Genomic DNA, 14,884 nt, shown 5'->3' on the forward strand with positions numbered 1-14,884 from the left:
AACAAATTTGAGCATTCTTTGAGTGTAAATTTGCTAAATACAACTGATTAATGGCATTTATTATCTATTTGGAATGTAGCAAGCGCAGTAAATGTCAACGCATGCAAAGCAGTTGTCACAGCAGGCTCAGACGCAATAAAAGCGGCCTGTAAATGGTTTACAGGCCGCTTATGGGTTTTAAAACAACTTATTCTTCTTCTGTTGCTTTTTTGGCTTCTGGCGCTTCAATTTGCTCCGCATAACCACATTCTTTTTGTGGACACACTTTTTCGGTGCCACGGCGTTTGGTGGTTTTGATGGTCAACAGCGGCCATTGACATTTTGGACATGGCTCGTTAATCGGTGGGTTCCACACAGCGTAATCACAATCGGGATAGGTCTCGCAGCTGTAGAACAATTTGCCATAACGGCTCTTGCGCTCAATCAAATGGCCTTTGCCACATTTCGGACAGGCCACACCGGTGTCTTTTTTCTCCAAAGGTTCGATGTAAGTGCATTTCGGTTTGCTGTTGTAATTGCTGCAACCGATGAATTTGCCAAAACGGCCTTTTTTGTAAATCAACTGACCACCACATTTCGGACAGAAACGACCTTCGACTTCGGTCGGCTCTTCCGCTGCTTTGGCGGCTTCTTCGGCGGTTTCGTTGACGTTGCGAGTGTAGTCGCAGTCTGGATAACCTTGGCAGGCGATGAAGCGGCCGCGTTTGCCAAATTTAATCATCAATTTATGATCGCCACATTTCGGGCACACTTCATCGATTTCTTCAGAGGTGATTTGCGCGCGCGGGATGTCTTCTTTTTCTTTGACTTGTTTGTCAAAGTCTTTCCAGAAGGTTTTCATCACCGGTTGCCATTTGCGTTTGCCACTGGCGATGTCGTCCAATTGGTCTTCTAGCTTGGCGGTGAAATTGTAGTCCACGTATTGGCCAAAATGCTCGGTGAGGAATTTGTTGACGATGTCACCGGTGTCGGTCGGCGTGAAGCGCTTCTGATCCAAAGTCACATATTCGCGGTCTTTCAAGGTCGAAATGATGCTGGCGTAAGTCGATGGTCGACCGATGCCAAATTCTTCCAAGGCTTTTACCAATGAGGCTTCTGTATAGCGTGGCGGCGGTTGGGTGAAGTGTTGTTCACCGCGCAGCGCGTCCACGGGCAAGACATCGCCTTCGCTCATGTCTGGCAATTTTTTGCTGCCTTCTTCGCCGTCCTCATCGTCGTCGGTGTCTTCTTCATACACGCTTAAGAAGCCGGCGAAAGTTTGAATTTGACCAGTGGTGCGGAAGATGCCATTGCCCATTGCGATGTCGACCGAGGTCAAATCGAATTTGGCCGGCGTCATTTGGCTGGCCACGGTGCGTTTCCAAATCATTTGGTAGAGGCGGAATTGGTCGTTGTTTAAAAACGGTTTGACCTCATCAGGCGTCCTGTAAATCGAAGTAGGGCGTATGGCCTCATGCGCTTCTTGCGCATTTTTCGATTTGGTTTTGTACACATTGGCCTTGCTAGGCAAGAAATTCTTGTCGAGCTTGTTTTCAATATAGTGGCGAATTTCTACCAAAGCGTCTTCAGACAAAGTCACCGAGTCGGTACGCATATAGGTAATCAAACCAATCGCACCTTGGCCAACATCAATACCTTCATACAATTGCTGTGCAGTGCGCATGGTGCGGTCGGTGGTCATGCCCAATTTGCGCACAGCTTCTTGTTGCAAAGTCGAGGTGGTAAACGGTGCGGCTGGATTGCGGCTGCGTTTTTTCTTCTCGATTTTGATGATTTTGGCTTCTTTGCCCGTCAAATCATCAATCACGCTTTGTTGTGCGGCTTCATTGGGCAGTGCGAATTGCTCGAGTTTGTCACCTTGATAATGGGTGAGTTTGGCGGCAAATTTGCTGCGGCCTTTGTGGCTGTCCAAGTGTACCGACCAGTATTCTTGCTCGGTAAAGGCTTTGATTTCGTTTTCACGTTCACAAATCAAGCGCAAAGCAGGACTTTGCACCCGACCAGCGGACAAACCGCGACGGATTTTTTTCCACAATAATGGCGACAGATTGAAGCCGACCAAATAGTCCAAGGCGCGGCGCGTTTGCTGCGCATCGACCAATTCTTGCGAAATGGCACGCGGATTGGCAATGGCGTCTAACACGGCTTTTTTGGTCACTTCATGAAAGACCACCCGCTCTTTGGGCAAGGTTTTCAGGCCGCGTTTGCCATCCAAAATTTGCTGTAAATGCCAAGAAATCGCTTCACCTTCCCTATCCGGGTCGGTGGCGAGATAGAGGTGTTCGGCTTCACGGGCGGCCTGTACGATGGCGTCGACGTGTTTGCTGTTGCGACTGACCAATTGGTATTTCATCGCAAAGTCGTTTTCAGGGTCGACGGCGCCGCTTTTCGGTACCAAATCGCGCACATGGCCATACGATGCCAACACTTCAAAGTCGGCACCTAAGTATTTTTTCAGGGTTTTGGCTTTGGAGGGAGACTCCACAATCAACAGGTTTTTCGCCATATTTGTCTTATCACTAGGTTATTTTGTGAGGCAAAGTGAGCAAAACGCAGCTTATGGCTGCGTTTTGCGGTAGGTATTTGAGTAGCCTAACCGTTATTGCATCATGGTATTGCCATGCAAGGCAACCAATAATTCATCGCCAATTAAAATGGGCAGTTCGCTTTGGTGCAGCCATAACACCATCAAGGCCAGTAATTTGGTGTGGTCGACGGTAATGTCTTCATCGGGCAATTGGGTCAACATGTGGATGATGAGTTCGCGCTGGGTTGGGCTGATGCCGCCTTCTTCTTGCAAGAAGCTTAACAAATGAATCACTTCTTCGGGCAAGATGTCCAGCTCGTATTGGCTCAACACACGCACATACGGACAATCGTCTAAGACCGAGTTATCCATGCTCAAGCTGCTGGTCAGATTTTCCAGACAGGTCAAAGCATCGTGTATCTCTTCACCGTCAAAACCCGCCTCGGCCAATAAATGACCCAAATCGTCTTGCTTAGGGCAGGTTTCCCAATCTTGGAAATTTTCAATTAAGAAGGCAATGACATCGAACATAATCCATCCACTTTATCAAGTAATTCGTTGGTAACGGCCGCCCGAAAGAGCAGCAATTTTGCCTTGTAACTCTAACTGCAGGAGTTCAGCATACACATCTGTGGCGCTGATGCCAAGTTTATCGACCAGTTGATCAGGATGTATGGGGTCAAAACCCATCGCTTTCAAGAGTGCAGTGGATTCATTAATACATGTGGTTGGGTTGGACGTGGATGCGGTCTGTGAATTTACAGGCCGCATCTGTGGCAATAATGGGCACTCTTCTAATATGTCGTGCACGGTTTCAACCAGTTTCGCACCTTGTTTGATTAAGGCATGACAGCCTTTGCTGTGTGGGTTGTGGATGGAACCGGGCACCGCCATCACTTCTTTGTTCATTTCCAAACCCAAACGCGCGGTAATCAAAGAGCCCGATTCCAGTGTCGCTTCTACCACCACGATGGCTTGCGCCAAACCGGCAATGATGCGGTTGCGGCGCGGGAAATTGTGACTGATAGGCGCGGTGCCCAAAGGGAACTCGGACAATAATAAGCCAGTGGCACTGATTTGATGGGCCAAATCCAAATTGGCAGCGGGGTAGACCCGATCGATGCCCGTGCCCAAGACCGCGATGGTCTTGCCTTGCGCATGTAAGCAGCCTTGGTGGGCGGCAGTGTCTATACCAGCGGCAAAACCTGACACGATGCACACACCATAAGCAGCCAACTCTGCCGCCATGTCATGGGCAATGTGCAAACCACTGGCACTGGCATGGCGGCTGCCAATGAGGGCAACGCTGGGCAGATTGAGCAAGCCCACATCACCGCGCGCAAACAGCAATGGTGGCGGTGAGTCGATTTCACTGAGTGCCAATGGATAGTCATCGTCGGCCAAACACAGCAAATGGTTGTCGGGATGCAGTGCTTGCCAGTCTAATGCGGCCTGTAAATGGCTTAGGCCTTGGTGCTCACGTATGGCAGTCGCGGCTTTGTTGGAAACGATTTGAGACAGGGTAGCAGCAGAGGTTTGCCAAATGTCTTGCACATTGGGAAAGGCTTGCAACAGTTTTAAGAACGTCATGGCGCCGACTTGCGGCGTGAGCGCAAGTTCAAGATGTGCCAAACGTTCTCGCTCTTGCATGGCATACTCCCACAAAAAAGCGCACCCTTAAGGTGCGCTGTGTGCATCAGTATTTGATGTAGTCGCCACGGTTGTAGCGGCCATTGTCATAATAATGTGGTTCTTGCGGATCATTTGGCGCGTGTTCGGTGGTTTCTGGGAAATCATCCAAATCACGACCCGGCTCGCGCACGGTATCGCCTATGCTGATGTTGCGCAAGCTGTCCAAAATCAAGGCATAAGACACATTGTCATTGGCTTGGTAGACCATCGCTAAGGCCAATTCTTCCGCTGGCATAGAGATGTAGCGGTATTTCGGGCCGCTGTCTTTGCCTTTGCGCTCAATTTTGTGGGTTTTGGTTTTGCGGTATATGCTCACGACCGTACCTGGGTCCACGCCTTGCACCGTCCCTTGGTTGATGGCCACGGTTTGGAATTGCGCCGCTTCGCTGACGCCATCAATAATGGACAAGACTTTGGCATCAATCGGCGATGCAGGTGCGTGTGGCATGAAGTGCAAGCCAGTGGTCAAGAAATCCGGTTCTTTCATCAAGTAGTCGTCTTTCAATACCTCAGACGACACTTCACGAATCACCATCGGTTGGGCGGTGGTGGTTGGGAATTTCAACAATGGGTGTTTCTTGGTGTAATACTCATCGTCGTTCAAGCGTTGGTTGACATCGTCTTCACGTTGTTCCCAAGCGGTTGGCTTGAAATTAACCACTTCCAATTTGCCGGTGATGGTGATTTCACGACCGATGAATTTATTGGTGTCTGGGTCGCGGATGTCTTTGGTCACGCGGTAGCTGTAATACGTACCTGGTTCGGTCAAGCCGTAAGCGTAAACGCGGTCACCCGGTGAATAAATCACGCGGTTGTCAGGGCCTTCGATGATGTAAGGTGCGTTTTTGGATTCTTCAGTAGAGATGATTTGCGGGGTGCGCATAAAGGTTTGCGCCAAGTTCATATTGATGGTGTTGATACCATAACCATCAGAAACCGTGCGCACGCCGGGTGTCAATTTAATCGTAGGAATGTTGCCGCCATCTTCATAACCCAATACCGGTTGACCATTGACATAGCGCAACACCAAAGTTTGACCGGGGTAAATCAAATGCGGATTGCGCACTTGGCTGCGATTCGCGCCCCACAGTTGTGGCCATTGCCATGGACTGCGTAAATAATGGCGAGAAATGCTCCACAAAGTGTCACCGGATTTGACGGTGTAACGGGCTGGGGCATCTTTACGTAAAGACAGTGTTTGCGCAAAACTTTGCGTTGAAATGACTAAGCCTGCGGCGCAAAGCAAGGTTATAATGGTTCTTTGCATGATTTTCCCTTATTTGTACTATTTTGACACTGCTGCCAATTTGACTAAATCATAGATTATTTGCATGGATGAAATCCAGTTTTTCAATCATATTACCTTGAAAATAATGATAGTGTCGTCAATTTAGTCATATATCCGCAGTAATTACCGTTTTTAAGGAGTGACAAGATGGCAATCTTGGACATTTTACATTATCCAGATGAGCGCTTACATAAAATTGCGCAACCTGTTGAGGCAGTCGATGAACGCATTCAGCAATTGGTCAAAGACATGGCTGAGACCATGTACGACGCCCCCGGCATAGGCTTGGCCGCCACCCAAGTGAATGTGCACGAACAAGTGGTGGTGATTGATTTGTCTGAAGACAAAAATCAGTTGCAGGTATTCATCAATGCCAAAATCACCGAGCGCGATGGCGACACTGTGTATGAAGAAGGCTGTTTGTCGGTGCCGGGCATTTTTGACAAAGTACACCGCTCTGAAACCGTGACCGTTGAAGCCTTGAATGAAAAAGGTGAGGCGTTTACCTTGCATGCCGATGGTTTGTTGGCCATTTGCATACAACACGAATTAGACCATTTGAATGGCAAAGTCTTTGTCGAACATTTGTCACGCATGAAGCAAGACCGCATCAAAACCAAATTGAAAAAACGCGAAAAAGAAGCCTCATGAAGATTGTTTTCGCAGGAACCCCTGATTTTGCTGCCAGTGCTTTGGCGGCGATACTGGCTGCCGGACACGAGGTGTTGGCAGTATTGACCCAGCCCGACCGTCCCAAAGGTCGCGGTATGAAATTGACCCCATCACCCGTCAAAACCTTGGCATTGCAGCATGGCTTGCCGGTGTGGCAGCCTGAGCACTTGAAAGATGCTGACACGCAACAACAATTGCGCGATTTACAGGCCGATGTGATGGTGGTAGCTGCCTATGGTTTGTTATTGCCAGCAGCCGTATTGAACATTCCGACCTATGGCTGTTTGAACATCCATGCTTCTTTATTGCCGCGTTGGCGCGGTGCTGCGCCGATACAGCGCGCGATTGAGGCCGGTGACAAGGAGTCTGGTGTGTGCATCATGCAAATGGATGTGGGTTTGGATACCGGCGATGTGTTGTTGATCCGTCGCACGCCGATAACTGACACGACCACAGCGGCGCAATTACACGATGATTTGGCCCTATTGGGTGCGGATGCCATTGTGGCGGCTTTGGCAGATTTGACTACATTAATCAAAGTGCCGCAGCCAGAAGCTGGCGTGACGTATGCACAGAAACTGTCCAAAGCCGATGCCCAAATTGATTGGTCACTCAGTGCTGAACACATACACAATAAAGTGCGTGCTCTGAATCCTGTGCCCGGTGCATGGACAAGTTTGCAAGGCAATGTCATTAAAGTATGGGCGAGTACGATGGTGAACACGCAGACACAAGGCCATATTGGTCAAATCATCGCTGCCGACAAGCACGGTATCACCGTGCAAACAGGCGCAGGTGCCATTTTGCTGACCGAATTGCAAGCCAGTGGCAGCAAGCGCATGGCCGCCTCGGCTTTTGTCGCAGGTCACAGCGATTTGCTTGCGCAACAATTTGAAAGACTAGCATGAGTTTGGGAAAAATCCAGTTACAGGCCGCTCAGGTGTATTTAAAAGTAGCGGCAGGTGCCAATTTAAACGATGTGTTGACGCAAGTGCGGGCGCAATATGAATGGACGCCGCAAGAGTGGGGCACCATCCAAGATTTGTCCTATGGCTCACAACGCTATCGTGGCAGCCTCAATGGTTATTTGCGTTTGCGCGTGCCCAAGCCTTTGCCTGAGCCGAAATTGGAAGCCTTGCTCATTGTGGCGATGTACCAATTGATGTACACGCAAAATGCACAACATGCGGTGGTGAACGAAGCGGTACAAGCGGCCAGTAAACTTGCCAATGGCAAATTCAAATCCTTAATCAACGCGGTTTTGCGCCAAGTCATCCGCGAAGAATGCAAATTGCCCAAAGTGGTGTTGCAAGACCCAGAGGCCAAATACAATTTTCCATTGTGGTGGATAGAACGACTCAAAAGCGATTATCCCAAGCATTGGCACAATATCGTCGCCGCCAGCCAATTGCCACCGCCATTGACGCTGCGCGTGAACCGCCGCCACATGACTGCTGAGGCTTATTTGGCGGTGCTGGCCGAGCATGACATAGCAGCCAGTGTGGTGGGTGAACAGGCAGTGCGTCTGAAACAAGCAACATCTGTTGTAAATTTACCACAGTTTTCTGAGGGTGTGGTATCGGTGCAAGATTGGGGTGCACAACAGGCCGCTTTGTTGCTGAATCCACAAACAGGTGAGCGCATTTTGGATGCATGTGCGGCACCTGGGGGCAAAACGGGTCATATTTTAGAGCTGGCCGATGTTGATTTACTGGCCTTGGATGTGGATGCCAAACGCTTACAGCGCGTGGCTGAGAACATTGAACGCCTGCGTTTACCCGCGCATTTACAGGCCGCCGATGCAGCGAAATTGGATGGCTGGTATGATGGTACGCAGTTTGATGCGGTGTTGGCCGATGTGCCATGTACGGCCTCAGGTGTGGTCAAGCGCCATCCTGACATCAAATGGCTGCGTCGCAAAAACGATGCCAACACTGTTGCATTGCAGCAACATAAAATGCTGGATGTGTTGTGGTCTACCGTCAAAGTGGGTGGTCGCATGTTATTGGCTACATGTTCGATCTTTCCCGAAGAAAATCACCAACAACTGCAGGCTATGCTCAGTCGACATGCCGATGCGCGTTTGCGTTTAGAAGAGCAACTCCTGCCGAATGATGCACAAGATGGCTTTTATTACGCGCTTATTGATAAAGTTTAGCCTATTGGCTTTGTGCTTGGGTTGGGCTGTGGCCGCCCAAGCAGAAAGCATGCGCGCTACCCGCGCAGAGGCGGTGATAGGCACGCAAGGGCAGTTAAATGTGAACAGTCGCTTCAATACCACGCTGCCTGCGGCTTTACAGGATGCTTTAAGACAAGGTGTGACCTTGAATTTTGAATTGAATTACCAATTGGTCGCGCCCAAGCTGTTGGCTTACAACATGCGCTTCAATCCTTTGGTGGATACGGTCAAGCCGGTGATTTACCGGCTGTCTTACCATCCCCTTACCGACAAATACCGCGTGACGGTGGGCACGTTTTCCACCGAATATTCCCAGCTGGACACTGCCTTGCGGGCAGTGGGCAGCATTGCCAATTGGCAAGTGCATCCCAAGTCCACATTCGCGCGTGGCGACGCCAATCAAATACAAGCCAATGTGCGCTTGAATCTCAGCAGTAACCAATTGCCCAAACCTTTTCAAGTGAATACCTTAAGCTCCAAAAATTGGAATTTGGATTCGGGCTGGGTGCGTTTGCGGGTGAGGGCGGGCTAAACATGCGCATTTTTGTGTTGGGCATGGCGGTTGTGACCATGTTATTGCTGTACATGTTGACCATTGCCACTGGGCATGCGTCGATTTTGTCTGACTATTTCTGGTGGATATTTGGCTGCAATGCACTGGCTTTGTTGGTGTTGTTGTTTATTGTGGGCAAGCAATTGTGGCAGTTGTGGCAAGACGGGCGCAAACGGGTATTTGGTACGCGCATTGCCAGACGCTTGGCCTTGATGTTTGTGCTGGTGACGGTGTTACCAGGGTTGTTTTTATTCGGGGTGTCGGCACAGTTTATCCGCCACAGCATCAATTCTTGGTTTGGCAATGAAACCGAGGTGGCTTTAGAGCGCAGTTTGAATCTGAGTAAAGTAGCGTTGGAAAACAGCGTGGAAGAGGCTTTGCGCGATGCTGTGCCTTTGCAAATTGAATTGGCCCGCGCCTTGTCTTTTCAAGAAAATGCCACTTCTTTATTGCAGCAACGTTTGCGTCCGCATGACGGTTATCGACAATTGGCGACCTGGGATTTGCACAAACAGCGATGGATGGCCAAAGTCGGTGGTGGGCAGCAATTTGATTGGCCTACTTTAAGCCGTGCCGATATGCAGAAATTGCAGCAACAAGGTGCGATTGGTGGTTTGGAGTCGATACACGATACTTTGTACATTCGTGGTTGGGTTTCGATACCAAATGTTGATAATGCTGATATCATTTTATTTTTCCGCAAACCCGTGCCCAAGGCCATCGCGCAAGATGCGATTTTAATTGAGGCTGCTCGTGGTAAATATGCGGATTTGAGTTATGCTAAACGCGGCCTGCAGACGTTTTTCCTAATGACTTTGCTGATGGCAACCCTGTTGTCCATGTCATTGGCCTTGGCGGCGGCACTGTATTTTTCACGCCGTTTTGTGGCACCTTTATCGGCTTTGGCAGATGGTACGCGTGCGGTGGCGCAAGGCGATTTCAGTCAGAAAAGTCCGGTATTGCGTGCCGATGAAATGGGCATGCTCAGCAGCTTGTTTAACCGCATGACCGAGCAATTGAATGTGGCGCAACAGTTGGCGGAGCGCAATCGTTTGCAACAAGAGCAGGCGAGAGCGTATCTGGAACAAGTGTTGGCCAGTCTGACTACAGGGGTGATTTCGCTCAATGCACAAGGGGTTTTGCGCTCTTATAATGACAGCGCTGAGCACATATTGGGCATGGATTTGTCTGTGGCTGAACACCATGCCTTAAGCGATTGGGGGCATATTTCCAGTCAATGGGCGGTGCTGGGGCAAATCGTGGTACAGGTGCTGGGTAAGATGGATGACAGTGCGCCAGTGCAAATGGATTATGTGGGCCTGGACAAAGCACAGATTTTACTCATCAAAGCCACGCGCATCACTTATGAGCAAATGTCGCATACGGTGATTGTGTTTGATGATGTGACCGATTTGGTGCAAGCGCAAAAAGAAGCGGCATGGGGCGAAGTGGCCAAACGCTTGGCACATGAGATACGCAATCCTTTGACGCCGATACAGTTGTCGGCAGAGCGGCTGGCATGGAAATTGCAGGACAAGCTCGCCGAAGATGATGCTCGCATTTTAATTCGCTCTACCGATACCATCGTGAAACAGGTGGCGGCCTTGAAAGACATGGTAGAAGCGTTTCGCAATTATGCTCGCTCGCCCGCTTTGCGGCCTGTGGTGCAGGATTTGCGGCAAGTGGTGGGTGAGGTTTTGGTATTGTACGAAAGCAGCAACTGTCAATTTCAAGCTGATTTGGGTAAGATGCCTTTAAAAGTGCGCATAGACACTGCCTTGATGCGTCAGGTGTTGCACAATTTATTTAAAAATGCGGCAGAAGCAGCAGAAGAAGACGAACATCCCGTGGTTGGTGTCAAAGCGGAGATTGAAGGGGATGTGGTGTCTTTGGTGATTGCCAACAATGGCAAAAGTTTTAACCCCAGTATTTTGGCGACAGCATTTGAGCCATATGTAACAGATAAGAAAAACGGTACAGGTTTGGGTTTGTCTGTGGTGAAGAAGATCATCGATGATCATCAAGGCAAGATCACCATAGCCAATCAAGACTCTGGTGGTGCGGTAATACGAATCATTTTGCCCAATGTGGAGGAATAATGCGCAGTACAGACATATTAATCGTTGATGATGAGGTCGGTATACGGGACTTATTGTCTGAAATCTTACAAGATGAAGGCTATACCGTAACTGAGGCAGAAGATGCTGAAACAGCTCGTCAACTGCGCAATCAAACCAGACCAGCAATGGTTTTACTGGATATTTGGATGCCGGATTGTGATGGAATCACTTTGTTAAAAGAGTGGGCACAATCGGGACAATTGAATATGCCTGTGGTGATGATGAGTGGTCATGCCAGCATAGACACAGCAGTTGAGGCGACCAAAATCGGTGCTTTGGATTTCTTGGAAAAACCGATTGCTTTGCAAAAATTGTTGACCACCGTGCAACGTGCGTTGAAATACGGTCAAATGCAGCAAGCCAGTACCTTAACCTTAGAAAAATTGGGCAATAGCGCTGCCATGAGCGGCCTGAATGCACAGTTGGTAAAGATACAAAAGAACAAATACCCCGTGTTGTTGACTGGTGAAAAAGGCTCGCCTTTTGAATTGGTGGCCCGAACCTTAGCGGGTAGTGGTACGGCATGGGTGACACCTGCGAAGCCAGAACAATTGCTGGATGCGGGTTTGGAATTGTTACAAAAAGCCCAGCAAGGCGTGTTGTATCTGGGTGATGTGTCGCAATTGTCGATTGCAGCACAACGTGCGGTAGTGGATTTGATTCAAAAAGCCGATCAATATCCTGCACGCATTGTCGCCTATTGCAGTCGCCCACTGGAAGAGATGTTGACCCAGTCTGAGTATGAATCGACCTTAATCAATGCGTTTGCCAATTCTATGGTGGCTGTGCCGCCGCTGCGCGAGCAAGCCGATGATTTGGTATCGGTCATCAATTACTTATTGGCAGAGTTGATTGAAAATCGCCAAATTCCGGTGGTGAAACTGACGGTGCAAGCACAAAATGCATTGCGTCAATACGATTGGCCGGGCAATTTAGAACAGTTAAAAAGCGTGCTCAAGAGTTTGGCCTTGAATGCCGATCACGGTACGGTGGATGCGCCGCAAGTGGTGGCTTTGCTGTCACAGTTTAAGCAGCCGCAAAGCAATCATGTGTCGGGTGGCTTCAATTTTGATTTGCCGCTGCGTGAATTGCGCGAGGAATTGGAAAAACGCTATTTTGAATATCATATTACCCAAGAAAATGGCAATATGAGCCGTGTGGCGCAAAGAGTGGGTTTAGAACGTACCCATTTGTACCGCAAATTAAAGCAATTGGGCGTGCAGTTTTCTAAGCGCCAAGCTGAGAAAGCCGATTAATCACAAGCTGCCTGTAGGCAGCTTTTTAGTTTAAGCAGTATGAAAAACAAACAACACAAACAACAAGTGCGCATCATCGGTGGCAGCCATCGCCGCCGTTTGGTGCGTTTTGATGAGGCAGAAGGTTTGCGACCAACGCCAGACCGAGTGCGTGAGCAGGTCTTTAATTGGCTGGGGCAACGTTTGCATGGGCAAAGCGTCTTGGATTTGTTCGGCGGCAGTGGCGTGATGGCATTTGAAGCGGCTTCACGCGGCGCTGAGCGCGTTGATGTGGTGGAATTAAACCGCCACACAGCAGGCACCATACGCGCTGTGATACAAGAATTGCAGTTAGAGCATGTGTTGGTGCATCAGCAAGATGCCAAAACGTATTTACAGGCCGCATCGCAGGTTTACGATGTCATCATTTTGGACCCACCTTACCGTTGGTTGGAGTGGGATACGTTGTGGTCTTTGTTGCAACAGCATTGCCACGCGGACACCTTGGTGTATGTTGAGGCAGCGCAATTACCACAACTACCTGATTGGTTACAATGGTCTAAGCAAGATGCAGCGGGTCAAAGTCATTATGGTTTGGCATTAGTGCAAGATATTGATTTATAATTGTGCTTAGGCAAATAATTTGCCAATAAGTCCTGAAACTGTAACAATATCAGGTTTGTTATGCTTAATTGATGGAAACAGCAAATGTCTTTGTTTATTACCGATGAGTGCATCAACTGCGACGTGTGTGAGCCAGAATGCCCAAACGATGCCATATACCAGGGTGATGAGATTTACGAAATCAACCCTAGCCTGTGTACCCAATGTATTGGTCACTATGATGAACCACAATGTCAACAAGTGTGCCCAGTGGATTGTATTTTGATTGATGAAGTCCATCCTGAAACTGAAGAACAGTTACAGGCCAAGTACGAAAAACTGCAAGCAGACAAAAATTAATTCAAATTAATTATTATAAAAAACAGATTGTTAATTTATTTTACGGAAATACGCTGAAAATTGATGTTGACGGGCTGCAAATGAAGCATTAATATGCAGCCTCTCTTGTGGAGGGATTCCCGAGCGGTCAAAGGGGGCAGACTGTAAATCTGTTGCGCGAGCTTCGAAGGTTCGAATCCTTCTCCCTCCACCACAAGAATCTTGTAGTTGTTGGAGTTGTAGCGCGGGTGTAGCTCAATGGTAGAGCAGAAGCCTTCCAAGCTTACGGTGAGGGTTCGATTCCCTTCACCCGCTCCAAGAAGACACAAGCCCATGTAGCTCAGGGGTAGAGCACTCCCTTGGTAAGGGAGAGGTCGGCAGTTCGAATCTGCCCATGGGCACCATAATCTTATATACTGCAACACCAATTGTGGTTTTGTTTACTCAATTATTTGCAACAAACAAACTAGGACTTAGGAATAGCCATGGCTAAAGAAAAATTCGAGCGGAGCAAACCGCACGTAAACGTTGGCACCATTGGTCACGTTGACCATGGTAAAACTACTTTGACTGCTGCTTTGTGCACAGTATTGTCTAAAGCATTTGGTGGTGCTGCTAAAGCCTACGATCAAATCGACAACGCGCCTGAAGAAAAAGCACGTGGTATTACCATCAACACTTCACACGTTGAATACGAAACAGAAACTCGCCACTACGCTCACGTAGACTGTCCAGGACACGCCGACTATGTTAAAAACATGATCACTGGCGCGGCTCAAATGGATGGCGCGATTTTGGTATGTTCAGCTGCTGATGGTCCTATGCCACAAACTCGTGAACACATCTTGTTGGGTCGCCAAGTAGGTGTACCTTACATCTTGGTATTCATGAACAAATGTGACATGGTTGACGACGAAGAGTTGTTGGAATTGGTTGAAATGGAAATCCGTGACTTGTTGTCAAGCTACGACTTCCCAGGCGACGACTGCCCAATCATCAAAGGTTCTGCATTGAAAGCCTTGGAAGGCGACCAATCAGCAATCGGCGAACCAGCAATCTTGGAATTGGCTGCGGCTTTGGATTCTTACATCCCAACTCCAGAACGTGCTGTTGACAAACCATTCTTGTTGCCTATCGAAGACGTATTCTCTATCTCTGGTCGCGGTACTGTAGTGACTGGTCGTATCGAACGCGGTATCGTAAAAGTAGGCGAAGAGATCGAAATCGTTGGTTTGAAAGACACTGTTAAAACCACTTGTACCGGTGTGGAAATGTTCCGCAAATTGTTGGACGAAGGTCAAGCTGGTGACAACGTAGGTGTGTTGTTGCGTGGTACCAAACGTGAAGACGTTGAACGTGGTCAAGTATTGGCTAAACCAGGCACCATCAAACCACACACTACATTCACTGCTGAAGTGTATGTATTGTCTAAAGAAGAAGGTGGCCGTCATACTCCATTCTTCGCTAACTACCGTCCACAGTTCTACTTCCGTACAACTGACGTAACTGGTGCAGTTACTTTGGGTGAAGGCGTAGAAATGGTAATGCCAGGTGAAAACGTATCAATCACTGTAGAGTTGATTGCGCCTATCGCCATGGAAGATGGTTTGCGCTTCGCGATTCGCGAAGGTGGTCGTACCGTTGGTGCAGGTGTTGTAGCATCTGTAATTAAATAA

The 14,884-nt window shown here is 48.7% G+C and carries 13 protein-coding genes and 3 tRNA genes; 12 read left to right on the top strand and 4 right to left on the bottom strand.

Annotated features, from left to right (window positions below; all coding sequences use genetic code 11):
* Positions 1–187: 187 nt before the first annotated feature.
* From topA to BN3003_RS03675, 4 genes are all read right to left on the bottom strand, one after another.
* The gene (gene topA / locus BN3003_RS03660) at positions 188–2,506 is read right to left on the bottom strand and encodes a type I DNA topoisomerase (protein ID WP_058305376.1); all 2,319 of its coding nucleotides are present in this window, start codon (positions 2,504–2,506) and stop codon (positions 188–190) included.
* Between the two features lie 93 nt (positions 2,507–2,599).
* Positions 2,600–3,058: a Smg family protein gene (locus BN3003_RS03665; RefSeq protein ID WP_058305377.1), complete on the bottom strand. Its 459-nt coding sequence runs from the start codon at positions 3,056–3,058 to the stop codon at positions 2,600–2,602.
* A 15-nt stretch (positions 3,059–3,073) separates the two neighbouring features.
* Positions 3,074–4,177, bottom strand: a complete 1,104-nt coding sequence (dprA, locus tag BN3003_RS03670; RefSeq protein WP_058305378.1) for a DNA-processing protein DprA — start codon at positions 4,175–4,177, stop codon at positions 3,074–3,076.
* Positions 4,178–4,223: 46 nt separating this feature from the next.
* Complete coding sequence (locus tag BN3003_RS03675; RefSeq protein ID WP_058305379.1) at positions 4,224–5,486, bottom strand: LysM peptidoglycan-binding domain-containing protein; 1,263 nt, start codon at positions 5,484–5,486, stop codon at positions 4,224–4,226.
* 168 nt (positions 5,487–5,654) lie between these two features.
* Here BN3003_RS03675 and def point away from each other — a divergent pair, with 168 nt between their 5' ends.
* The 12 genes from def (at position 5,655) to tuf (ending at position 14,884) form a co-directional block, all read left to right on the top strand.
* Entirely contained in the window at positions 5,655–6,158 is a 504-nt protein-coding gene (gene def, locus BN3003_RS03680; RefSeq protein ID WP_058305380.1) for a peptide deformylase, read from the top strand.
* Positions 6,155–7,087 (top strand): methionyl-tRNA formyltransferase, encoded by a 933-nt coding sequence (gene fmt, locus BN3003_RS03685; protein ID WP_058305381.1) that lies wholly within the window; start codon positions 6,155–6,157, stop codon positions 7,085–7,087. Before def ends, fmt begins: the two co-directional genes overlap by 4 nt.
* Complete coding sequence (rsmB, locus tag BN3003_RS03690) at positions 7,084–8,337, top strand: 16S rRNA (cytosine(967)-C(5))-methyltransferase RsmB (protein ID WP_058305382.1); 1,254 nt, start codon at positions 7,084–7,086, stop codon at positions 8,335–8,337. The genes fmt and rsmB overlap by 4 nt, the downstream gene beginning before the upstream one ends.
* The gene (locus BN3003_RS03695; protein WP_058305383.1) at positions 8,303–8,890 is read left to right on the top strand and encodes a DUF4390 domain-containing protein; all 588 of its coding nucleotides are present in this window, start codon (positions 8,303–8,305) and stop codon (positions 8,888–8,890) included. The genes rsmB and BN3003_RS03695 overlap by 35 nt, the downstream gene beginning before the upstream one ends.
* Positions 8,891–8,892: 2 nt before the next feature.
* Positions 8,893–11,010 carry a sensor histidine kinase gene (locus BN3003_RS03700; protein WP_058305384.1) on the top strand — a complete coding sequence of 706 codons (2,118 nt, stop codon included), beginning with the start codon at positions 8,893–8,895 and terminating at the stop codon, positions 11,008–11,010.
* Positions 11,010–12,287 (top strand): sigma-54-dependent transcriptional regulator, encoded by a 1,278-nt coding sequence (locus BN3003_RS03705; protein WP_058305385.1) that lies wholly within the window; start codon positions 11,010–11,012, stop codon positions 12,285–12,287. Before BN3003_RS03700 ends, BN3003_RS03705 begins: the two co-directional genes overlap by 1 nt.
* Before the next feature lie 39 nt (positions 12,288–12,326).
* Positions 12,327–12,890, top strand: a complete 564-nt coding sequence (gene rsmD / locus BN3003_RS03710) for a 16S rRNA (guanine(966)-N(2))-methyltransferase RsmD (RefSeq protein WP_082625529.1) — start codon at positions 12,327–12,329, stop codon at positions 12,888–12,890.
* An 84-nt stretch (positions 12,891–12,974) separates the two neighbouring features.
* On the top strand, positions 12,975–13,229 hold the full coding sequence (locus tag BN3003_RS03715; protein ID WP_058305386.1) for a YfhL family 4Fe-4S dicluster ferredoxin: 255 nt from the start codon (positions 12,975–12,977) through the stop codon (positions 13,227–13,229).
* A 109-nt stretch (positions 13,230–13,338) separates the two neighbouring features.
* Positions 13,339–13,422: transfer RNA gene (locus BN3003_RS03720), tRNA-Tyr, on the top strand.
* Positions 13,423–13,452: 30 nt separating this feature from the next.
* Positions 13,453–13,526: transfer RNA gene (locus BN3003_RS03725), tRNA-Gly, on the top strand.
* An 11-nt stretch (positions 13,527–13,537) separates the two neighbouring features.
* Positions 13,538–13,612 (top strand) — tRNA-Thr (locus tag BN3003_RS03730).
* 81 nt (positions 13,613–13,693) lie between these two features.
* On the top strand, positions 13,694–14,884 hold the full coding sequence (gene tuf, locus BN3003_RS03735; RefSeq protein WP_058305387.1) for an elongation factor Tu: 1,191 nt from the start codon (positions 13,694–13,696) through the stop codon (positions 14,882–14,884).

Source organism: Vitreoscilla massiliensis (assembly GCF_001457815.1).
Lineage (GTDB): Bacteria > Pseudomonadota > Gammaproteobacteria > Burkholderiales > Neisseriaceae > Vitreoscilla > Vitreoscilla massiliensis.

Bases quoted from the DNA above. Each gene is read 5' to 3' on its own strand.
- BN3003_RS03700 (WP_058305384.1), top strand. From the start codon at position 8,893: ATGCGCATTTTTGTGTTGGGCATGGCGGTTGTGACCATGTTATTGCTG.
- tuf (WP_058305387.1), top strand. From the start codon at position 13,694: ATGGCTAAAGAAAAATTCGAGCGGAGCAAACCGCACGTAAACGTTGGC.
- rsmB (WP_058305382.1), top strand. From the start codon at position 7,084: ATGAGTTTGGGAAAAATCCAGTTACAGGCCGCTCAGGTGTATTTAAAA.
- BN3003_RS03715 (WP_058305386.1), top strand. From the start codon at position 12,975: ATGTCTTTGTTTATTACCGATGAGTGCATCAACTGCGACGTGTGTGAG.
- rsmD (WP_082625529.1), top strand. From the start codon at position 12,327: ATGAAAAACAAACAACACAAACAACAAGTGCGCATCATCGGTGGCAGC.
- BN3003_RS03665 (WP_058305377.1), bottom strand. From the start codon at position 3,058: ATGTTCGATGTCATTGCCTTCTTAATTGAAAATTTCCAAGATTGGGAA.
- BN3003_RS03695 (WP_058305383.1), top strand. From the start codon at position 8,303: ATGGCTTTTATTACGCGCTTATTGATAAAGTTTAGCCTATTGGCTTTG.
- def (WP_058305380.1), top strand. From the start codon at position 5,655: ATGGCAATCTTGGACATTTTACATTATCCAGATGAGCGCTTACATAAA.
- topA (WP_058305376.1), bottom strand. From the start codon at position 2,506: ATGGCGAAAAACCTGTTGATTGTGGAGTCTCCCTCCAAAGCCAAAACC.
- fmt (WP_058305381.1), top strand. From the start codon at position 6,155: ATGAAGATTGTTTTCGCAGGAACCCCTGATTTTGCTGCCAGTGCTTTG.
- dprA (WP_058305378.1), bottom strand. From the start codon at position 4,177: ATGCAAGAGCGAGAACGTTTGGCACATCTTGAACTTGCGCTCACGCCG.
- BN3003_RS03675 (WP_058305379.1), bottom strand. From the start codon at position 5,486: ATGCAAAGAACCATTATAACCTTGCTTTGCGCCGCAGGCTTAGTCATT.
- BN3003_RS03705 (WP_058305385.1), top strand. From the start codon at position 11,010: ATGCGCAGTACAGACATATTAATCGTTGATGATGAGGTCGGTATACGG.